The sequence below is a fragment of the Methanonatronarchaeum thermophilum genome (assembly GCF_002153915.1).
Lineage (GTDB): Archaea > Halobacteriota > Methanonatronarchaeia > Methanonatronarchaeales > Methanonatronarchaeaceae > Methanonatronarchaeum > Methanonatronarchaeum thermophilum.
Map to the genome: position 1 here is coordinate 347,435 of NZ_MRZU01000003.1, position 19,082 is coordinate 366,516.

A 19,082-nucleotide genomic window follows, 5' to 3' on the forward strand; every position below is an offset into this window, starting at 1 on the left:
CACTTATTTTTAAAAAAAAACGTTGGAGATAGAAAATATGGAAGAAGGAGATTTTGTAAAAATAAACTACACAGGAAAGATCGAGGACAACATTGTATTTGACACTACATCTGAAGAAGTAGCAGAAGAAAACAACCTAGACCTAGATGTAAGTTATGGCGCCAAAACCATCATACTAGGAGCCGGCCACATGGTCGATGGATTAGAACAAGCATTATTCGATGCAGAAATCGGAGAAGAAAACAAAGTCGAAGTACCACCAGAACTAGGTTTTGGAGAAAGAAAAGACGAGTTAGTCCGAAGCTTCCCAAAAAGAGAATTCGAAAAAAAATACCAACAAAACCCACAAAAGGGAATGCAGGTTGAAATCGAAGGAAGAAAAGGAGTAGTAATCAGTGTAGTTGGAGGAAAAGTAAGAGTAGACTTCAATCACCCACTAGCCGGAGAAACACTAAACTACGAATACACAGTAGAAGAAATAATCGAAGAAGACGAAGAAAAAATAAAAGCACTAATCTCACTGTTTGTAGACAACCTAACCGCCGACGAATTCGACCTAACACTCGATGAAGAAGTAGAAATAAAGGTACCAAGACACGCCAACTACAACATGATGTGGATATACTCAAAACCAAGAATAGTCGAAAACATCATCGAATACATGGATTACGACAAAGTGCGACTTATAGAAGAATACACCGACGAACAAGAAAACCTAGAAAACATAATGGACACCGAAGAACCAACAGAAATAAAAGAAGAAATAAAAGAAGAACAACAGAAATAAAAAAACAAAAAAAGGGGTTAACCCCCCTTTTCACTAAAAAACCTAAACCACATAAATCCAAAAATACTCTCCAAACCTATTTCATAATTGATTCTAAATGCCCAACAAAAACAAAAACATAGAAGTAGAGATAAAAGCAGAAATCAAAACCCCCATAAAAAATCTAGAAGAAAAAATACTAGAACACGGAAGTTATGTCAACACCCAAACACAGAAAGACATATACTTCAACCATCCATCACGAGACTTCGCACAAACAGATGAAGCCCTAAGAATAAGAAAAACCAACAACAAAACATACCTCACCTACAAAGGAACCAAACTAGATAAAGTAAGCAAAAGCCGAGAAGAAATAGAAACTCCAATATCAAACTACAGTAAACACAAAAAAATACTAACCAAACTGGGTTTCAAACCAGTAGAAGAAATCAAAAAAACCAGAAAAAAATACAAAATAAACCAATACAAAATACTAATAGACAAAATCGACGAACTAGGAACCTACATCGAAATAGAAACAGAAACAACACCAAACCAATACAAAAAATCACTAGAAGGCGCAAAAAAACATATAAAAAAACTAGGATTCACCGAAAAAGACTACATCCAAAAATCATACCTAGAGATGAAACTAGAGAAAACAGAACAGTGAACTACCTCTACCTTACCAATTTGCGTTCGTGAGGAAGGGGTTTCAACGAAGTTAGAATTACAGCTTCTCAAGTTGAGGAAACTGAATTTATTGGTATAAGCTTCATTCTGTAACTCGAATTCTATCCTTTTTCCCTCCAGAAAGACACAAAAACATGTTCAAGTGTAATAAGACTGGTGACATACTCCCCTCCCTAAAGGAAGAGGGTCTTAGCCCTGTTTTAAGATAAATTAGAACAGCGAAGGAAAAACCAAAGAAAAACTGGAAGACCCGCCTTCAGGTCAAGGAGGATGTCACTTAATCACTAATAAAATCGACATTTATTTCATCGTTTATTTCAACTATAGCTGCATTTCCATCTCTAATGGCTCCAGGATTAACAACCATTGTTTCACCCACATATGCTGTTCCTCTGGCTTCATGTATATGGCCTGATAGAACCAGCCTTGGTTTAAATTTCTCAACAATCTTTCTAACACCCTCGCTTCCTGCATGAACTCCAGAAGTTAAGTCTACGGTTTTTTGTGGGGGTGAATGACTTATCAAAACCGTTTCACCTTCTTCAAGTTTACTGAATATGTTGTTGAGAACTTCATAGATTTCATCTTCTTCTAACTCTCGTGGTGTATCAAAAGGAGTAGGGTTTGAACCACCTATTCCTACAAAAAACAAACCATTTTTTTTAACCCAGTCTTGGTCAACAGATTCAACCTGACTGTCTAAAACAATTTTTATTTCATCTGGATCACAGTTACCAGGAACTCCGATTACTACTTCAAAACGAGTTTTAAGTAGTTTTAAAATCTCTACCGCTTTTTGAGACGGTCCAAAATCAGTTATATCTCCTAAAACTGTAACTAAGTCAACTTCATCTACTTTATCGACAACTTTCTCAAGTTTACTTATTTTGCCGTGAATATCAGAGATTACAAGCATCTTCATAATAAAAACACTCCTAAACTTCTAGTTTATATTGTCAAGTTTAATTATTAGATACAAACCTAAATACCTATTTTATTAAACAAATCAAGTATTCAAACTTAAATGGTTTATCTATAATTTGTTTTTTATTGTTTTTTTCTTTAAACTATATGAGCGTGTTTATCTGAAATTTTTTTATACAATTAGGGCGAAGACATTTCCTCTTTAAGAAGAGAACACAGCCCAATATTTTTTTTAAACAACTATACACATACCTCATCAAATGTCGAGTTCACGACAAACCCTAAATAAAGATAGTTTCAAACCTTCAAAACCTCCAAATACAAGCCAATTGCCAACAAAAAACCAATAACCATCAACAACATGCCTACTATTCACATACTCCCCGCTCTGAAGGACAGGGCTTCCAGAGAAGGTTGTTGATTTAACCTAAACCTTATTCTCTATGGTGTTGACACAACACCACTACTCTCCACCCCCAATTTGGTTTCAAGCATACCCATACCTGCCTTTTTTAGTCCATACTTGTTGTTTTGTGGACACGTTTTGATCAAGCAATAGTCTACTGCTACTTAAAAATTTATTTTTGGCTATTATATCTATAGGGCTTGTATCCCCTCCCTAGGAAAAGGGGTCTTAGCCCTGTTTTAAGATAATTCACTAATCATAGAACAAAAAAGAATGAATGGAATGGAAAGCTTCATACTTTAAATCGAGGCGAAAGTCATTTTGGTATCATTCCATCTAGCCAGCTTTCAATCATTTGTACTAGTACTTTTGAGAAACCTGTTTTCTGGCTCCATATAGCTGATTCATATTCTGGTTGATGAATTTCTTTTTTTTGGTTTATTACGCTGAGTAATGTTGTATCGCCATCTGCGACTACAACTCTTCCTCCGGTGTCTTTTCTTTGGATGTTTTTGGGGGTTTTGACTAGTTTTATGTTTTTGTTTCCGTTGAATTTGGTAGGGGATTCTTGGTTATTGGTTAATATGTTTATTTTTACTCCTTCTTTGCTTTTTTCTTTTGTTTTTTCTATTATTTCTTCGCTAAAAAGGTTTTCTCTAGATATGCTTATTATTATGTATTCTCTGGCGTCTTGTATGATCTCGATTATTCTTCTGGTTACTGTTTCATATCCGTGTATTGTCCAGACGTCTTCTTTTTCTTCAGTTTCGTCAAAAAGGTCCGACTGGACATTTTCTACGTATGATAGGGCTGTTTGTTTTTTATGTTTGAATTCTTGGTCTAGTTTTTTTTCGGCTTCATCTATGCCTACTGGCCGGAATTTCATTGGTTTCGATCTCTGTATCTCTATCAATCCTTTTTTTTCAAGTTGTTCAGCTGCTCCGTATATCTGTGACCTTGGTACGTCTGAAACTCGGTATATTTCTCTTGCGGTTCCTCTGCCGAGTCTATGTAGTGCTATGAATGTTTTTGCTTCATAACTCGATAAACCTAGGTCTTCAAGGTTTTTTATGGCTTTATTTTTGTCAATTTTTGTTTTAGGTAGATTAGACATCTTATACACCTTTTTTAACTATTATTTTAAGTTATACATTGTTTTTAGTTTTGTTTTTCGGGTTTTTTGGGTTTTGTATATTTTTTTATTAATTCTTGGGGGTTCTCTGTTTTTACGTATAGACTCCATATTTTTATTAGGCTTGGAAGTACTATCACGCTTGCTAGGAATGCGTAAAATATTGAGAGTGCTGCTACCAATCCGAACTCTCTTAATGGAGGTATGATGGAGAAGATCAATACTCCAAAGCCTGACATTGTGGTTGCAGCGCTACCTAATAACGCGCCTCCTGTTCCTAAGACTGTTTCGTTAATGGCATCATCGACTTCTCTATCTCTCTCTTTTGTTTCTATATTGAATCTCTCTGTTATGTGGATACTGTACGCTACTCCTAGACCGATTGTTAGGCTTGTTATTGTGCCGGTTATTACATTGAATGGTATGTCAAGTAGGTACATCGTTCCTAATATCCATGCAACCGCTAGTAGGACCGGTAGTGTTGTAATTAATCCTAATATAGCGCTTCCTGAGGTATATCGGTAGAATGTCATGAGGAAAATTATCACTCCGATCAATGCTATTGCTAGTCCTTCAAAAACTGTTCCTAATACTTCATCCTGTATTGTGTACATTACGATTGGTGTTCCAGTTGCTGTTACTTCAACATCGTCTATGTAGTTGAATGATGCTATTTCTCTCATTTCTTCAGTGATTTTTTTATCTGTGGCTTCGCCTAAAACTGAAACTGTGATTAACGCGGCTTTATAGTCGTCTCCTACTTTATGGATTACCTCTGATGCTAAGTCGTCTTCAACTTCAAATAGCTTGTCGTAAACGGTTGTTACGTTTGTATCTGGAATTCCATCTCCAGTGGTATCTGCTTTATGATAGGTTTGATTGAAAGATTCATTTGTATCTTTGACATCCTGCATTACGGTTAGAGGGCTTTTGATTTCTGGTTCACCATCTGGCCTGATAAAAGTTACTTCGGATTCTTCGATTAATTCCTTAGATTCGTTAAGCATCAATAGGAACTGGGGGTGTGTTGTATTTCCCTCATAAAGAATTTCTGCGTTTTGACCTGCACGCATGAAGTTCTGGTTTATATATTCAACGGCTTCTTTTGTGTGATATGAATCTTCATCTAAGAATATAGAAACCAGAGCTGAATCATCATCTGGAAGGAAGTCTTCTTCTTCGAAGGTTGTGTCAACTTGTAAAGCACCTACGACTCCAACTCCGGCTAGAAAGATTGCTAAAACAACTATGGTTGTATATTTCTCTCTTGATAGTTTGGCGCCGTATCCAAGGATTTTTGTTAGAAAGCCTCCCCCTTTACCGAAAGCCTTGAGGTCACGGTTTTTTCCTTTAGATTCAAGATAACTATCTACCTCAACTTTTATTGCGGGAATAAAAGCTCCAAATATGATTAATGCTGAAAAAATTCCGAATGCGTTAACAATTCCGAATTCACGGACCGGTGGTATATCGCTTGTTAGGTTTGCAAGAAAACCTATTGCAGCGGTTATTGTAACAAGAGTTAAAGCAAAAACCACAGCGGATATAGCTGTTTTCATAGATAAACTGATTTCTTCTTCCTCTGAATCAAATAGGTCGCGTAAAATTGGTATTGAAAGTAATATACTGCCTAAAAAACTCACATCTTTACTGCTTTTCTCTCTCTGTTCACGATAACGCATAAAGACATGGATGGCGTAATCGATACCTAAACCTATCATTAATGCAGGTACTGCTACAAACATCTGATTAAACTTGATTCCAGATATCCCTACGAAACCTAATGTCCACACGATTATTAGGCCTATACCAAACATCCCTAACAAAATGTCGATAAAGTCACGATATACCATTATAAGTAAACCAAAAACCAAGAGGATGGCTAATGGCCCTATTATGGATAAAGTGTCCTCCATTGCTCTGTCGATTTCCTCATTAATTAAGGAGCCTGATAATACGAGTACATCTTCATCGGTTTCTTCTTCGGCAATATTTTTTATCTCTAACTGAACATCTTCTATACTTTCAAAACCATATAGGTCTTCGAGATAGCCATTGTCTTTTACCTGTATTATCATCATACGGGATTCGGATTCTAAACTCCCTTCAACATAATCTTTTGGAAGAAGCTCGTTGATTTCTTCAAAATCCCCATCAGCATCTAAAACGGATTCTAAAGCATCGTAGAACTCATCATCACTCATATTTTCAACGATTTCTATCTGGTTTTCTATGGACTTTGTATGTATATCGGCAATACCTTCTTCTAGTAAATCTATCTCTTCTTGAAGTTTGTCGATTTGAGTTCCTGTTTTATTCAGGTTTTCCTGCAGTTGCTCGGCTTCATTGAGTTGATTTGAAAACGTTTCATTTAGTTGTTCAAGCTCCTCGGATTGGTCAACTATTTTTGGTATCTCATCAGATAGATAAAAAATAACTTCACCGTTAAAGAGAGTTATTCTACCCTCTCTAACTTCGTTTTCAAAATCACTAAGCAACCCCTCTTCATCGATATCAACGGTGGTAACAACTTGACCATCTACAAACTCAGTTTCTATTTGAATGTAATCTTCAAGTTCTTCCATCTCTTCTTCTAAGTCCTGAAGTGTTGGATTATGTACTTCAACTACCTTAATTGAATCAAGGTCCTCTTCAAAAGCCGTTTCAAATTCACTCCAAGAATCATCGACATTTTGGCCTGAATCTTTGATGATATCCAGAGAACTTTCGATTGTATCTATAGAATCACTAATATTCGCTGTATGATTTTCTACCGCGGCATCATTCCCATTATTTAAGTCTTGTGTTTCATTGATTTTTGTATTGTTGTCCTCAATTTTATCGAGGTATTCTTGGGTTAGTTGATAGTTTTCGTCTGTACGGTTTTCTGGATCTGTAAATTTCTGTACAACGTCATTCAGTTTTTCTGAAAGGTTTGTGATGTTTTCAGTTGCGTTTACTATGTTATCATCGTTTTCGGGAATTTTTTCTATTTGTGTTGCGTTGTTGTTGATGTTTTGTTGTTTTAGTTCGATTGTATCGATGTTTTGATGGATAGTGGTTTCATTTGTTATTATTGAGTTGATTATGGGTGTTATTTTATTTACAAAATCTTCGATGTAGGGTTCATTGAAGTTTATTTCTGGTTCTTGTGTGGTTTCGTTTATTTTGATTTCTTTTATTTCTTTATATTCTTCTATCGAGTCGATTGTATTGTTTATTTCTTCATTTAGTTCTTTTAGTTCATCGGTTGTGTCATTGAGGTTTTCTGTTTTGTTTTCAAGTTTGGTCATGTTTTCATCTAGTTGGTCGGTCATTGAGGCTAGTTCGTCGTATTTTTTGTCTAGTGTTTCAGTTTTGTTTTCAAGTTCGGTGTGGATTGGTATGAAGTTGGCTATGTCTGTAATCCCATTTTTTTCTATGCTTTGGTTTATTGCGTAGTTTTCTTGTATTTTTTTCTGGAGTTGTAGTGAGTTTTCTAGTGAATCTCTTGTCAGTACGTTATCTCCTTTGAAAACTAGCTGCATTGTTTCTATGTCTTCATCGTTTGTGTTGGCGGTGGTCATGTTTTCAGATATGTATGTCATTTTCTCTGTTTCTTTGTTGTCAACTTCGAACTCGTCTATGTCTGTTGTCATCTCGATGTTTAGTGCTCCTACGGCCATTATGAGGCTGATTATAAGTAGGACTATGATTACGGTTTTTCTCTGGTTTATTATGAAGTCGGTGATGTCGTCTTTTCTGACCATGAGGTTTCAAGAAAAAATTCTTCCTGTTGATATATAATTACTTCCATGTATGTTATTATTTTAATAACAACACAACAATTTGTTTTGTATTGCATTGCAGATTGAGATATTCTATCAGGTTTGATGGAAAGACATTTAAAAATAAAGAGATAAAGGATTTCGGTAATTTATGATAATAATTGTTAATAATCATGGCCAGTTTACTCATTTGATACATAGGTCTCTCAGAGATATTGGTGTAGAAAACAAGTTGGTTCCCAACACGATACCAATTGGCGAACTATTGGATTTAAATCCATCTGGAGTTATCCTAAGTGGTGGACCTGATATAGAGAAAACTGGAAATTGTAAAGAGATTATCAGAGATCTTGATGTGCCTTTATTAGGTATTTGTCTTGGCCACCAGGTTATTGCTGAAGCCTTAGGTGGAGAGGTTGTTTCCGGTAATTCTGGAGGTTACGCCGAAGTTGATGTTGAAATTTTGAAGAAAGATGGTATCTTTAGTGGTTTAGGTGATAAAACGGTGCTTTGGGCCTCACATTCCGATGAGGTTTCTAAGCTTCCTGCCGGTTTTGAGGTTACTGCGAGTTCTGATGTTTGTGATATTGAGGGGATGGCGCATACCAAGAAACCTATTTATGGTGTTCAAGGGCACCCTGAGGTTGCTCACTCTCCCGATGGGATACAGATATTAAAGAATTTTGTTGAATTATGCAGAGATTATTGATTAATACGGTTTTTATCTATGTACTTTCAGTAAAACTTATATATATAACAACGTTAACTTCAATCGTTGGTCAAGAGTTGCTCAATCCAAATACCTAACCAAAAACTTAATAAATAATAATGATGAATCGGTTGTTGTATACATAAATCTTACATAAAGAATTATGATCTAATAAATATTTTTTCTCTTTAACCGGAGAAGGAGAGGGAATCTATTTTCATTCCCCCTTTCACACCTCTCCTTCCTCCAATATCTAAAAAACCAACAAACTTTCTTAATAAACTAAACACAAAACTAAATAACCTATACCTAATTTTTGATTTTGAATAGGAATTAATAAGATTTTCTATTTGGTGTTTATAAGTTTTTACTCTATTTAGGTTCAAGTTTTTTTAGATTGTTCTATTGAATTCTAGTGATTCGATTCCTTTGGTTTGTTCTTCGATTATAATTTCTATAACTAAACCAGCTGTTTTTGATGTAATTTTTTTACAATGCATGATGTGGGCTCTATTGTATGTTTTATAGAACTTTTCTGTGATTTCATAGCACTCAGTGGATCCAAATTGTTTTATAAATCTATCTGGTAGTTGGTTGAATATTTTATAGATTCCTTTATCTCCAATTCGATCGTTTTTAGTGGCATTTATTGGTTGGTCGTAACCGTATAATAAAGAGAGTGCCATTGTTCCACCACTTATGGCTCCACACATAGAGCCATGTTTCCCTACTCCTTCCCCAAACCCAGTTGCTAATTTGACTATACATTTTGGTAGGGCTATCTCATAATTAAATTCCGTTTTTAAGATTTCAATAGTTGTTTCAAAAACAGATTCTGCGCAGTTGTAGCCATGCATGTATTTTTTCATGGCTTTTTTTTCAGCTTTTTTTATTATCTGTTTCTTTTTGTGTTTATCTATATCTTTGATTTTTAAGTTGGGTCTATCCATGTTTACCTACTGGTTTATTAAGAAAAAGTTATGAATTTTTATTTAGATTTTCCATGTAGGGATTGTGTTAAGTGTGGTTTTAGGGGTTTTAACCTGAAAATTTTGTTTTATGTGATTTTTTCAGCTTTGTTTTTGTGAATAATCAGTGTATGTTCAGCTTGAGATACTTTGCTGTTTTCTTTGTCGTATAGGGGTGCGTAGCTTCTTAGAGCTCCTTTTTGTGTTAGTTTTTTTAGAGTGTAATCTAGTTTTTTGTGGTTCTGGTTTTGAAGCCATCTTTTGGCGAACGGTAGTGTTTTATATTGTTTTTTTATTGTTTTGAGTAGTTTTCGAGCTCTTCTGTTTCTTGTTTTTGTTTTTTTGTTTTTTAGGCTGTATATTTCAGAGCTTCCTCGTTCTCTTACTCTTCCAGATCCGTTTGTTGCGAATGGTTCGATTGCGATTACCTGGCCTTCTTTGAGTTTATGATTGTTGTTGGTTTTTACGTTTGGTATTGATGGGTTGACATGTGTGTTCCATTGATTTAGACCATGGCCTGTTAGGTTTACTACGGGCTGGAGGTCTTGCTTTTTTATTTCGTATTCTATTGCACTACTTATCTCGTTTATTGGTGTTCCTGCTCCGTTATCTGCGATTTCGATAGCTTTTTGTAATGCTTGTTCGGTTGCTTTAACTATTTTTTCGTTGTCTCCAAAGTCTAGTGTGAATGCTGAGTCAGCTATGTACCCGTTTATATGTACGCCAATATCTATTTTTACAAGATCCCCTTTTTGTATTTTTGTTTGGTCCTGGTAAGTAGGTGTGTAGTGCGCTGCTAGGTTGTTAATAGATATGTTGCATGGGAATGCGGGTTTACCGCCTTTATCTTTTATTTTGTTTTCTATGGTTTCAGCTATTTCTATTACTGGACTGTTGATTTTGATTGTTGGTTTGATTTCTTTTTTAACTTCTCTGAGTATTTTTCCGGCTTCTCTAGTTTTTTTGTGGTTGTCGTTTGCCATTTTATTTCTTTTTATGGTTTAGTTTTATTCTTCTGTTTCTTGTTCAGATGAGAAGATTTCTGTTAGTTCTTGATCGCCTTTTTCTGTTACTTTCAAGTTTATTTGTGTGATTTCATCGCTTAATTGGTTTCCTCTTACTGTTTTTCTTTTTCTTTGACCGTCTCTTGTTGGATTGAATCCTTGTCCACCGCTTACTAATACTTTTTTCCGTGCTGGACCTTGTATGTCTCTACGCATTGGTATGCCGTCAGAATCACTTCCTCCAGTTATTTTTAGTTTGTATCCAGTTAATCCGAGTTGTTCTCCATTAATCTCTTGCCCTATCTGTTTACCTATAAGAGTGTTGCCTTCGGTTCCACTGATTTCTTTTTGATATGTCTTTCCATTTTCGGGGTTTGATATTACGAGTTTAAATTCTACCATTTTTTCACCTTTTTTTATCAGGTTGCTGTTTCCTGAAATCTTAAATACAAATGCTAAATGAAATATTATTAGATTAAGTTAGATTAGATTAAGTTAGGTTATGTTAGATTAGATTAGTTTGGTTTGGGTTTGGTTTAGATTGCCCAAAATTTGTTTTGTTTTCGTTTTATTTCTGTGATTTCTTGGAATGTTTGTTTTTCTGGTTCGGTTAGTTTGTCTTTTAGTTCTTTTTCTATTATTTTTGCGTGTTTTTCTGGTATGTCAACGTATAGTATGTCTCCTTCTTCTATTTGTCTGCCGACTGTTGGGCCTGATATGGATACTGCTACTTCTTTGCCGGCTTCTGCTTTGTTGGCTTTTTCTCCTCTGTCTTGTATTTCTTTTAGTTCGCCGATTGGTTGTCCGTTTTTTTTCATTAGTCTGTATCCTGGTCGTATGTTGCTGTGTACTTTTACTCCGACGATTGCTGGGTTGTTTTGTCTGAATGTGTGGTCTGGTAGTAGTTCGATTTTTCCGGGGCGTATGATTTTTTCGAGTCTTTGTTTTTCTCTTTTTTGTTTGATTTCTTGGACCCATTCTTCGTATTTTTCTATTAGTCTGTAGATTACTTTGCTTGTGAATATTTCTACGTCTTTGTTTTTTGCGTGTTTTTTTGCTTCTGGTATTGTGTTTACGTCGAATGCTAGTATTACTCGGTCTAGTTTTTCTTCGATTGTTTCTGCTTCTACTACGTCTCTTTTTGAGACGTCGCCTATTGTTGCTTTTCGTATGTTTATGTTTGATTCTTTTAGGTCTTTTACGATTGCTTCTAGGGATCCGATGGTGTCTGCTTTTACGATTACGCCGCTTGTTTCTGTTTCGATTAGTATTTCGTTGACTTGGGATTGCATTTCTTGTTTTATTTTTTGTTCGTTTTGGTTGTTTATTACTTGGAATGGATATCCTGCAAATACGTTGTCTAGGTTTGGGGCGACGATTTTTATTCCGGATGCTGCGTCTACTTTTTGGGCTTTTTGGAATTTTTGTCCGGTTTCTCTGATTTCTTGGGTTGGTTTGGGTTTTAGTAGGCTTCTGATTTTTGTTTTTATTGGGTTTTGGTGGCTTCCGATTAGTATTTGGTCTCCTACGTTGATGACTCCGTCGTAGAGGATTACGTCTATTGTTTTGCCGAGTCCTTTTTCTTCTTTTACTTCGAGTACTGTTCCTTTTCCTGGTTTTTGTGTTTCGACTATTAGGTTTTGTTGGAAGTATTGTTGTGCGACTCCGACTAATACCATTAGTAGGTCTGGTATTCCTTCTCCGGTTTTGGCGCTTATGGGTATTATTCCTACTGTGTTGCTGTAGTCTTTTACTCGGTCGAATCTTTCTGATTGGAATCCTGCTTCGTGTAGGTTTCCTACTATTTCGTAGATTTTTTCTTCGAGTTTGGTTTGGGTTTTGTTTTTTTGTTTGGTTATGGATTTTTGGAATGGGCTGTTTTGTGTTGTTTGCCATCCGGGTATTTTGTCTATTTTGTTTAGTGCGACTACGAATGGGGTTTTGTATCTTTTTAGTATGTCTAGTGCTTCTTCTGTTTGTGGTTGGAATCCGTCTGTTGCGTCAACGACTAGTACTGCTATGTCGGCGAGGGATCCTCCTCTTGATCTTAGTGATGTGAATGCGTGGTGTCCTGGTGTGTCTATAAAAAGTAGTCCTGGGACTTTGAAGTCTTCTTTATTTAGAAGTGGTCCACATAGGTTGTCTATTATGTCTATTGGTATTTCTGTTGCACCTATGTGTTGGGTTATTGCTCCTGATTCTCTTTCAGCAACTGTTGACCCACGTATTTTATCTAGTGTTGTTGTTTTACCGTGGTCGACGTGTCCTAGCATACAGACGATTGGCGTTCTTATGTTTTCCATTATTAGGGCCTCTATTTATGTTTATATTCTGTGTTTGCTGTTTTCACTGTCTTCGTTGGTGTTGTGTTTTGGTTTGATGTTGGGTTCTGTTGTTTTTTGGTGGGTTTTTTAGTGGTAGGGGGCGATTTCGTCTATTAGGTCTTGGTGTGCGATGAATATGCGTCGGCAGCAGTATCGTTCTATGTTGAGGTCGTCGAGTATTTCTCCTGGGTCTTCGTTGTTTTCTCTTCTTTCTTTGAATTCTTCCCATGAGCTTGCTATGACTTTTCCGCAGGTGAAGCATCTGACTGGTATCATCATTTGGTGTTCACCTGTATGATTTTTGTCTTCGGGCTCTTGCTCCTCTTCCACCGGCTTTCTTTCTTTCTTTTTGTCTTGGGTCGTCTATTAGGAAGCTTCTGTCTCTTTCTAGGAATGCTTGTTTTAGTTCGTCGTCTTCTGTGTATTTTACTAGTCCTTTTGCTATTGCTGTTTTTGCTGCGTCTGCTTGGCCGGAGATTCCTCCGCCTTCTACTTTGATTTTTATGTCTATGTTTTCGGCTTTTTCGCCTGCTATTAGTAGTGGTTCTTGTATTCTTAGTCTTCTTAGTTCGGGTTCTATTATTTCGAGTGGTTTGTGGTTTAGGTATACTTTTCCCTCACCTTCTTTGAGGGTTGCTCTAGCTATTGCGTTTTTTCTTTTTCCGCTTGATTGTACAATTTTATCCATTTTAAGACCAACCTAGGTATTTGCTGATGTCTTCTATTCTTAAGTAGTTGTTTCCTCTTAATTCGTTTATGTATTTGATTTCGAGGTTATTGAATTCGGTGTTTTCGTATTCTACTGGTATTCCCATGTTTACTTCGATGTTTTTTAGTGCTTTTTTACCGCTGGGTTTTTTGGGGAGCATGCTTTTTATTGTTCTTTTGACGATTCTGTCTGGTGTTCTTGGGTAGTGTGGTCCCCAGTCTTTGCTTCCTCTGTCGTATCTTTCTTTGTATTTTTGGTAGATTTGTTCTTTGTTTCCTGTTACTGCTATTTTTTCTGCGTTGACTATGATGATTTCTTCTCCGTCTAATGCTCTTTGTGATACTTCTGTTGCGAGTCTTCCTAGTATTGCGCCATCGGCATCTATGATTTTCATTTTGTTCACCTCGTTGTTTATTTTATGATTTTTATTTCTGTTCCGGAGGGGTTTTGTTCCATCAGTTCTGTGATTGTTATCGGTTTGGCTCCGGCTCTTTCGAGTTTTTCTTTTGCTGTTTGGGAGAATTTGATTGCGGCGATTGTTAGTTCTTTGTTTATTTTTCCTGCTCCTAGGACTTTTCCTGGGACTATTATTTGTTCTCCGTTTTCGGCGTGTCTTTCTATTTTGCTTAGGTTGACTTCTGCGTAGCTTTTTTGGGGTTTTTCTAGTCTTTTAGCTATGTCTCTCCAGATTTTGGTTTCGTTTTCTCTTGATTTCTTTTTAAGTTCTTCTATTAGGTTTAAGATACTTGGATTTTTGTTTTTAATCATAATATCATCTTGATAGTGTTTTTTATTCCGGATTTCCCGTTTTTTGGTTCGGGATTGACCCGGGTTTTTGTTTTTAGTATTCTTGGAGTTCTTTTTCGTTGAAATATAGGTTTAGTTCTCTTTCTGCGTTTTCTGGGGAGTCTGCTGCATGCACTATGTTTTCGCTGATTTCTAATCCATAATCGCCTCTTATTGTGCCGGGTTTGGCTTCGCTGGGGTCTGTGGCTCCTATTAGGTTTCTTGTTACTGAGACTGCGTTTTGACCTTCTATTGCCATGGCTACTATGGGTTTTGACGTTATGTATTCTATTAGTTCGTTGAAGAAGTCTTTGTTTTTGTGTTCTTCGTAATGTTTTTCTGCTTTTTCTCTGTCGAGCCATATCATTTTGAGGCCGACTATTTTCAGGTTTTTGTCTTCGATTCTTTTGATTACTTCGCCGACGAGTCCTCTCTTTACTCCATCTGGTTTTACGGCTAGGAATGTTCGCATTTAATCACCGGCTGCCCACTCTGTGTCTTTTGATTTTCTACCTAGCTTTACCATGTTTTTCTCGCATTTTGAGGAGCAGAAGTAGTATACTCGACCTGAGTTCTGTATGTGCATCTTGCCTCGTCCAGGTGGTATTGAGTCGTTACAGAAACTGCATTCTCGGTCTTTTACCAACTTTATCACCTTGCTGATATGTCTTTTGCTTCTCTGGATGTGTCGATTAGCATTAGTATGTCGCCTTCTCGGACTGGTCCCATTACGTTCCGAGTGATTATTCGGCCCTTGTTGTTGTCTCTTAGGATCCGGCATTTTACTTGTACTGCTTCTCCGTGCATGCCGGTTCTTTCAAGGACCTCTATAACCTCTGCGGGTGTTGCTTGGTCATCCGTCATTTTTATCAAATATTTTTTGTGTTTTGTTTTTTATTTATTCGTTACGTCCGGTTTTTTTGCCGGGATGTGGTGTTTTGTTTTATTCCTTGAGTTCGTCTGTTTTTTCTGAAATTTCTTTTATTAGGTCTTTGGCTTCACCACTGTCTACTATTGCTACGGATGCTGAAGCTACGTTGTTTAGACCTGCTGCTGCTCCGAGGTCGTTTTGGCTTGATACGTATACGAATGGTACTTCGTTTTCTTCTGCCAGTATTGGTAGGTGTGCTACTATCTCTTCTGGCTCTACGTCTTCTGCTATTACTGCTAGCTCGGATAAACCGCTTTCTAGCGATTTGGTTACTTCGTTTGTGCCTTTAGAAATCTTTCCTGTGTTCTTTGCTATTTCTACTGCTTCTAACGCTTTGTCGGATATCTCTTGTGGAACATCAAATTTAACATATACCTTGGACATTAGATTACCTCCTTTAGACAAATTGTCATCATAATTCATCGGTTGCTTACATTTTCGTCGCCGTACCGAGATAGATTTGGTATGGCGCCGACAAAAATGCACTTTCAACCTTATTGAACCTTTTGCCTATTAACTTATTTGGGCTATTTTTGTTTTTGCCCAGAGGACCTTAGAATAAGGATCAAGTTAATGGAAAAGGATTTAGGTTGCTTTAACCGATCCACACAACTCATATCTCCAGAAATATATACTTCTTTCGGTGGTGTTGGGTGTTTTTTGTTTTATTGGTTGGTTATCGATGTGCGTAACATGCTTTGTATGGGTTTTTTTGGTCTATTCTTACGAATCCGTATCTTTCAAACTGTATGGTTTGGTTTGGTTTTAGTTTTTTTATTGTTTTTTCTGCAACGCCTTTTTCTGTTTTTCCTTGTTTATCTATTTTGATTGGTATGTTGTCTTGTGTTGTCCATTGTATTATTTGGGCGCCTTCTTGCAGTACTTTTAGGCTGTTTCCAATGTATTTTGCGGTTCCTTGGCCCGTTATTTTTATGTTGTATAGGTCTTTTAGCCGTATTATGTCGTCTTTTTGCATTTTGTCTGCGTCTTTTTGAGGTATTAGTATTTTTGGGTTTTTTGGTACGTTTATCTGTCTGGTTTCTTCTCTGTCTGGATGTATGGGTGGTGTTGCGGTGTATTGTTCTGCGTTTTCTATTTTTATCTCTGTTGGGTTTGGTACGAAGAAATATCTGTCTGCTTTTTTGTCTATTATTTTTCTGTTTTCTGCGTATAGGGTGGTCCAACTGAATTTTGAGTTTACTTCAGATACTCCTAGTGCTTTCATTGATTCTCTGATTGCTTTGGGTTGTATGCCTCTTTTTTTGAGTGCTTTTAATGTGCCTAGTCTTGTGTCGTTCCAGCCTGTGTATTTTCCTTCATCTATTCCTTTTTTTATGTTTCTTGTTGATAGTTCGACTCCTTCTATTGAGAGTGTGCCGTGGTGTATGTATTCTGGTTTTTCCCAGTTGAAGTAATCGAAAATGAATTCTTGTCTTATTTTGTTTGGTATGTGGTCTTTGCCTCTGATTATGTGGGATATGTTCATTAGGTGGTCATCGATGGCGACTGAGAAGTTCATTAGTGGGTATGCATTGTATCTGTCTCCGTATACTGGGTGTTTTTGGTCTACTACTCTGAATGCTGGCCATTCTCTTATTGCTGGGTCTGGATGGTTGAGGTGTGTTTTTATTCGAACTGCGACCTCTCCTTCTTTGTATCTGCCTTCGAGCATTTTGTTCCAGAGTTCAAGGTTTTTTTCTGGGGTTTGGTCTCTGCATTCGCAGGCTATTCCTTTTTTCTTGAGTTTACGGAATTGTTCCGCTGGACATCTGCATACGTATGCTTTGTTCATTTCGATTAGTTGTTCTGCGTATTCGTAGTATGTTTCTATTCTCTCGCCTTGGATGATTTTTTCGTCTACATCGATCTCTAGGTATTGTATGTCTTCTTCTATCATTTCGTATGCTGGTGGGTATACTCTTTTTGGGTCTGTGTCTTCGATTCTTAGTATAAATTTTCCGTTGTATTTTTCTACGTATTCGTCGTTCAGTATCGCTGCTCTTGCGTGCCCTAGGTGTAGGGGTCCGCTTGGGTTTGGTGCGAACCTCATTCTCACTTTGTCTGTGTTACCTGGGAGGTCGGGTAGGGCTTGTTCTTCTTTTATTTCTTCTTCTTGGAGCATTTCTGGAGCGATTTCTTGTAGTTTTTTTCGTTGTTCTTCTATTGACATCTGGTTGATTTCTTTAACGATTTTTTGGACTGTTTTTTTTACTTCTTTTGCCTGGTTTCTGAGGTCTTCACGTTCACCCATGACCTTGCTCATAACGGCTCCAGTGTTTGCTTCCCCGTCATAGTCTAATGCGTTTGCAAGTGTGTATTTTTTGATTTCTTTTTCCATTTCAGTCCACCAGGGTTTTTATCCTAAAACTAGTTCTTGGCCGTTTCTGAGTATGTGTACGTCTTCGCTGAAGCAATATCCCATGCTTTCAGCTAGTTCTGCATATGCACTGTTCAGGTTTAGGTCTCCGTGTGCCGGGATTATGTGGTCGGGTTGAACCATGTCGATTAGGTCGTAGTTGTCTTGTTTTGAGCCGTGACCTGATACGTGTACGTTTTTGAAGAGTCTGGCGCCTTGCATGTTTAGTTTGGTTTCTAGTGAGTATCTGTTTGCTCTTGTTAAGGGGTTTGGTATTACTTTTGCTGAGAATACTATGTGGTCTCTTTCTTTTATTTTGAGCGGTAGTGTGCCGTCTGCCAGTCTTGTTAGAGTTGCTCCTGGCTCTCCTTGGTGGCCTGTGCAGATGATTAGGTAGTTTTCTCGACCTTCTTTTTTGATTTTTCTTAGTATTTGGTCTCTTCCTTGTGGGCTTCCGTATATACCTACGTTGTCGGGTAGTGTTACTATCCCCATCTCTTCGGCGGTTCCTGTGTATCTTTCCATCGACCTTCCTAGTAGGACTGGTCTTCTGTTCATTTCTTCTGCGGCTTCTACTATTGATTTGATTCTTGCTATGTGTGAGGAAAATGTGGTTACGAATACGCCTACGTCTTCGTTTTCTGCTTCGTGTAGGGTGTCCCAAACCATTTCTCGGGCGATTGATTCGGAGGGTGTTTTTCCTTCGTCTTGTATGTTTGTTGAATCTACTATTGCTGCTACTACGTTTTCGTCGCTTAGTTCTTTGAGTCGTTTTACGTCTGTTTCTTCTCCGAGAACTGGCCTTCTGTCGAGTTTGAAGTCTAGTCCGTATAGTATAGCTCCTTTTGGGGTGTGTATCACTGGTAGTACACAATCTGGTATGCTGTGTTGGGTTCTAATGAATTCGAGTTCTATGTCTGGGCTGAGTAGGTAGTGTTGTCCGGATTCTAGTTCGTAGACCGGGTTGTCTACTTTGAATTTTACTTCGGATCGGATTTCTTTTTTTATTATTTCGGCTGTGAATGGGGTTGCTATTATTGGTGCGTCGTATCTGTGTGCTAGTTTTGATATTGCTCCGACGTGGTCTAGATGGCCGTGTGAACATACTATGCCTACTACGTTGCCGTTGAAGCTGTTAAGGATTGTGTCATCTGGGATCGCGCCTATATCTATTAGGTCGAGTGAGTGCATTCTCTCTGTCTGGGTTTCTTCGTGTATCTGAACTCTGTCGAGGTTTAGACCCATGTCAAAGATTACCATTTCGTTTCCTACTCGAACGGCAGTCATGTTTTTTCCAACTTCTTCGTATCCTCCAACTGCTTTAATTCCTATATCCATGTTTTTATCTCCTTTATTGTTTTTTATTTCGTTTTGGTCAATTTTTTTAGAAAACCCTTCATTGCTTTTTATTTCAATTCTGGGTAGTTATCATCACTTCTGACTAATTTTTTATTAAAAATCTATCTAAAAACTTTTATTTCTTTTTAAATCAAATATAAAGGTTTTTTCATATTTATCGTGACTTGTTAAATGTTTTTTAGATAATTAAATCTCTAAGATTGTTTTTATTTCGTATTACTGTTTTACTAAAGTTGTTATTTTATAAA

The 19,082-nt window shown here is 37.1% G+C and carries 20 protein-coding genes; 3 read left to right on the forward strand and 17 right to left on the reverse strand.

Going from position 1 to position 19,082, the window contains the following annotated elements:
• Nucleotides 1–37 precede the first annotated feature (37 nt).
• On the forward strand, nucleotides 38–787 hold the full coding sequence (locus AMET1_RS03030; protein ID WP_086637006.1) for an FKBP-type peptidyl-prolyl cis-trans isomerase: 750 nt from the start codon (nucleotides 38–40) through the stop codon (nucleotides 785–787).
• Nucleotides 788–884: 97 nt separating this feature from the next.
• Nucleotides 885–1,439 carry a class IV adenylate cyclase gene (gene cyaB, locus AMET1_RS03035; protein ID WP_086637007.1) on the forward strand — a complete coding sequence of 185 codons (555 nt, stop codon included), beginning with the start codon at nucleotides 885–887 and terminating at the stop codon, nucleotides 1,437–1,439.
• A gap of 297 nt (nucleotides 1,440–1,736) precedes the next feature.
• Here cyaB and AMET1_RS03040 read toward each other — a convergent pair whose 3' ends face one another.
• The 3 genes from AMET1_RS03040 to AMET1_RS03050 all read right to left on the reverse strand — a co-directional run bounded on the left by AMET1_RS03040 (nucleotide 1,737) and on the right by AMET1_RS03050 (nucleotide 7,670).
• Nucleotides 1,737–2,381 carry a metallophosphoesterase gene (locus tag AMET1_RS03040; protein ID WP_086637008.1) on the reverse strand — a complete coding sequence of 215 codons (645 nt, stop codon included), beginning with the start codon at nucleotides 2,379–2,381 and terminating at the stop codon, nucleotides 1,737–1,739.
• Nucleotides 2,382–3,105: 724 nt separating this feature from the next.
• The gene (locus AMET1_RS03045; RefSeq protein WP_086637009.1) at nucleotides 3,106–3,903 is read right to left on the reverse strand and encodes a TrmB family transcriptional regulator; all 798 of its coding nucleotides are present in this window, start codon (nucleotides 3,901–3,903) and stop codon (nucleotides 3,106–3,108) included.
• A 44-nt stretch (nucleotides 3,904–3,947) separates the two neighbouring features.
• The gene (locus tag AMET1_RS03050) at nucleotides 3,948–7,670 is read right to left on the reverse strand and encodes an MMPL family transporter (RefSeq protein WP_086637010.1); all 3,723 of its coding nucleotides are present in this window, start codon (nucleotides 7,668–7,670) and stop codon (nucleotides 3,948–3,950) included.
• 169 nt (nucleotides 7,671–7,839) lie between these two features.
• Between AMET1_RS03050 and AMET1_RS03055 the strand changes: the two genes are divergently transcribed.
• The gene (locus tag AMET1_RS03055) at nucleotides 7,840–8,397 is read left to right on the forward strand and encodes a GMP synthase subunit A (RefSeq protein WP_086637011.1); all 558 of its coding nucleotides are present in this window, start codon (nucleotides 7,840–7,842) and stop codon (nucleotides 8,395–8,397) included.
• Between the two features lie 392 nt (nucleotides 8,398–8,789).
• On the opposite strand, the gene AMET1_RS03060 is transcribed toward AMET1_RS03055, so the two are convergent.
• From AMET1_RS03060 to AMET1_RS03125, 14 genes are all read right to left on the reverse strand, one after another.
• The gene (locus AMET1_RS03060) at nucleotides 8,790–9,347 is read right to left on the reverse strand and encodes a C-GCAxxG-C-C family protein (protein ID WP_086637012.1); all 558 of its coding nucleotides are present in this window, start codon (nucleotides 9,345–9,347) and stop codon (nucleotides 8,790–8,792) included.
• A gap of 107 nt (nucleotides 9,348–9,454) precedes the next feature.
• A complete protein-coding gene (gene map, locus AMET1_RS03065; RefSeq protein ID WP_086637013.1) occupies nucleotides 9,455–10,348 on the reverse strand; it encodes a type II methionyl aminopeptidase in 894 nt (297 codons plus the stop codon).
• A gap of 24 nt (nucleotides 10,349–10,372) precedes the next feature.
• The gene (locus AMET1_RS03070) at nucleotides 10,373–10,771 is read right to left on the reverse strand and encodes a 30S ribosomal protein S6e (protein ID WP_086637014.1); all 399 of its coding nucleotides are present in this window, start codon (nucleotides 10,769–10,771) and stop codon (nucleotides 10,373–10,375) included.
• Between the two features lie 134 nt (nucleotides 10,772–10,905).
• The gene (gene infB, locus AMET1_RS03075) at nucleotides 10,906–12,672 is read right to left on the reverse strand and encodes a translation initiation factor IF-2 (protein WP_086637015.1); all 1,767 of its coding nucleotides are present in this window, start codon (nucleotides 12,670–12,672) and stop codon (nucleotides 10,906–10,908) included.
• Nucleotides 12,673–12,780: 108 nt separating this feature from the next.
• Nucleotides 12,781–12,969: a DNA-directed RNA polymerase subunit N gene (locus AMET1_RS03080; RefSeq protein WP_394334876.1), complete on the reverse strand. Its 189-nt coding sequence runs from the start codon at nucleotides 12,967–12,969 to the stop codon at nucleotides 12,781–12,783.
• A 10-nt stretch (nucleotides 12,970–12,979) separates the two neighbouring features.
• Nucleotides 12,980–13,381, reverse strand: a complete 402-nt coding sequence (locus AMET1_RS03085) for a 30S ribosomal protein S9 (RefSeq protein WP_086637017.1) — start codon at nucleotides 13,379–13,381, stop codon at nucleotides 12,980–12,982.
• A 1-nt stretch (nucleotide 13,382) separates the two neighbouring features.
• Nucleotides 13,383–13,796 carry a 50S ribosomal protein L13 gene (locus AMET1_RS03090; RefSeq protein WP_086637018.1) on the reverse strand — a complete coding sequence of 138 codons (414 nt, stop codon included), beginning with the start codon at nucleotides 13,794–13,796 and terminating at the stop codon, nucleotides 13,383–13,385.
• 17 nt (nucleotides 13,797–13,813) lie between these two features.
• On the reverse strand, nucleotides 13,814–14,170 hold the full coding sequence (locus tag AMET1_RS03095) for a 50S ribosomal protein L18e (RefSeq protein WP_236629424.1): 357 nt from the start codon (nucleotides 14,168–14,170) through the stop codon (nucleotides 13,814–13,816).
• A gap of 73 nt (nucleotides 14,171–14,243) precedes the next feature.
• Nucleotides 14,244–14,660, reverse strand: a complete 417-nt coding sequence (gene ndk / locus AMET1_RS03100; protein ID WP_086637020.1) for a nucleoside-diphosphate kinase — start codon at nucleotides 14,658–14,660, stop codon at nucleotides 14,244–14,246.
• Nucleotides 14,661–14,834, reverse strand: coding sequence for a 50S ribosomal protein L24e (locus AMET1_RS03105; RefSeq protein ID WP_086637021.1), 174 nt, complete (start codon nucleotides 14,832–14,834; stop codon nucleotides 14,661–14,663).
• Nucleotides 14,835–14,839: 5 nt separating this feature from the next.
• Nucleotides 14,840–15,052 carry a 30S ribosomal protein S28e gene (locus tag AMET1_RS03110; protein ID WP_086637022.1) on the reverse strand — a complete coding sequence of 71 codons (213 nt, stop codon included), beginning with the start codon at nucleotides 15,050–15,052 and terminating at the stop codon, nucleotides 14,840–14,842.
• 79 nt (nucleotides 15,053–15,131) lie between these two features.
• Nucleotides 15,132–15,503, reverse strand: coding sequence for a 50S ribosomal protein L7Ae (rpl7ae, locus tag AMET1_RS03115; protein ID WP_201721251.1), 372 nt, complete (start codon nucleotides 15,501–15,503; stop codon nucleotides 15,132–15,134).
• Nucleotides 15,504–15,795: 292 nt separating this feature from the next.
• A complete protein-coding gene (locus AMET1_RS03120) occupies nucleotides 15,796–17,457 on the reverse strand; it encodes a glutamate--tRNA ligase (RefSeq protein WP_086637024.1) in 1,662 nt (553 codons plus the stop codon).
• Between the two features lie 18 nt (nucleotides 17,458–17,475).
• On the reverse strand, nucleotides 17,476–18,813 hold the full coding sequence (locus tag AMET1_RS03125; RefSeq protein WP_086637025.1) for an RNase J family beta-CASP ribonuclease: 1,338 nt from the start codon (nucleotides 18,811–18,813) through the stop codon (nucleotides 17,476–17,478).
• Nucleotides 18,814–19,082 lie beyond the last annotated feature (269 nt).

What these genes read in the sequence shown, in the direction of transcription:
- AMET1_RS03030 (WP_086637006.1), top strand. Translation starts at nt 38, where the DNA reads ATGGAAGAAGGAGATTTTGTAAAAATAAACTACACAGGAAAGATCGAG.
- cyaB (WP_086637007.1), top strand. Translation starts at nt 885, where the DNA reads ATGCCCAACAAAAACAAAAACATAGAAGTAGAGATAAAAGCAGAAATC.
- AMET1_RS03040 (WP_086637008.1), bottom strand. Translation starts at nt 2,381, where the DNA reads ATGAAGATGCTTGTAATCTCTGATATTCACGGCAAAATAAGTAAACTT.
- AMET1_RS03045 (WP_086637009.1), bottom strand. Translation starts at nt 3,903, where the DNA reads ATGTCTAATCTACCTAAAACAAAAATTGACAAAAATAAAGCCATAAAA.
- AMET1_RS03050 (WP_086637010.1), bottom strand. Translation starts at nt 7,670, where the DNA reads ATGGTCAGAAAAGACGACATCACCGACTTCATAATAAACCAGAGAAAA.
- AMET1_RS03055 (WP_086637011.1), top strand. Translation starts at nt 7,840, where the DNA reads ATGATAATAATTGTTAATAATCATGGCCAGTTTACTCATTTGATACAT.
- AMET1_RS03060 (WP_086637012.1), bottom strand. Translation starts at nt 9,347, where the DNA reads ATGGATAGACCCAACTTAAAAATCAAAGATATAGATAAACACAAAAAG.
- map (WP_086637013.1), bottom strand. Translation starts at nt 10,348, where the DNA reads ATGGCAAACGACAACCACAAAAAAACTAGAGAAGCCGGAAAAATACTC.
- AMET1_RS03070 (WP_086637014.1), bottom strand. Translation starts at nt 10,771, where the DNA reads ATGGTAGAATTTAAACTCGTAATATCAAACCCCGAAAATGGAAAGACA.
- infB (WP_086637015.1), bottom strand. Translation starts at nt 12,672, where the DNA reads ATGGAAAACATAAGAACGCCAATCGTCTGTATGCTAGGACACGTCGAC.
- AMET1_RS03080 (WP_394334876.1), bottom strand. Translation starts at nt 12,969, where the DNA reads ATGATACCAGTCAGATGCTTCACCTGCGGAAAAGTCATAGCAAGCTCA.
- AMET1_RS03085 (WP_086637017.1), bottom strand. Translation starts at nt 13,381, where the DNA reads ATGGATAAAATTGTACAATCAAGCGGAAAAAGAAAAAACGCAATAGCT.
- AMET1_RS03090 (WP_086637018.1), bottom strand. Translation starts at nt 13,796, where the DNA reads ATGAAAATCATAGATGCCGATGGCGCAATACTAGGAAGACTCGCAACA.
- AMET1_RS03095 (WP_236629424.1), bottom strand. Translation starts at nt 14,170, where the DNA reads ATGATTAAAAACAAAAATCCAAGTATCTTAAACCTAATAGAAGAACTT.
- ndk (WP_086637020.1), bottom strand. Translation starts at nt 14,660, where the DNA reads ATGCGAACATTCCTAGCCGTAAAACCAGATGGAGTAAAGAGAGGACTC.
- AMET1_RS03110 (WP_086637022.1), bottom strand. Translation starts at nt 15,052, where the DNA reads ATGACGGATGACCAAGCAACACCCGCAGAGGTTATAGAGGTCCTTGAA.
- rpl7ae (WP_201721251.1), bottom strand. Translation starts at nt 15,503, where the DNA reads ATGTCCAAGGTATATGTTAAATTTGATGTTCCACAAGAGATATCCGAC.
- AMET1_RS03120 (WP_086637024.1), bottom strand. Translation starts at nt 17,457, where the DNA reads ATGGAAAAAGAAATCAAAAAATACACACTTGCAAACGCATTAGACTAT.
- AMET1_RS03125 (WP_086637025.1), bottom strand. Translation starts at nt 18,813, where the DNA reads ATGGATATAGGAATTAAAGCAGTTGGAGGATACGAAGAAGTTGGAAAA.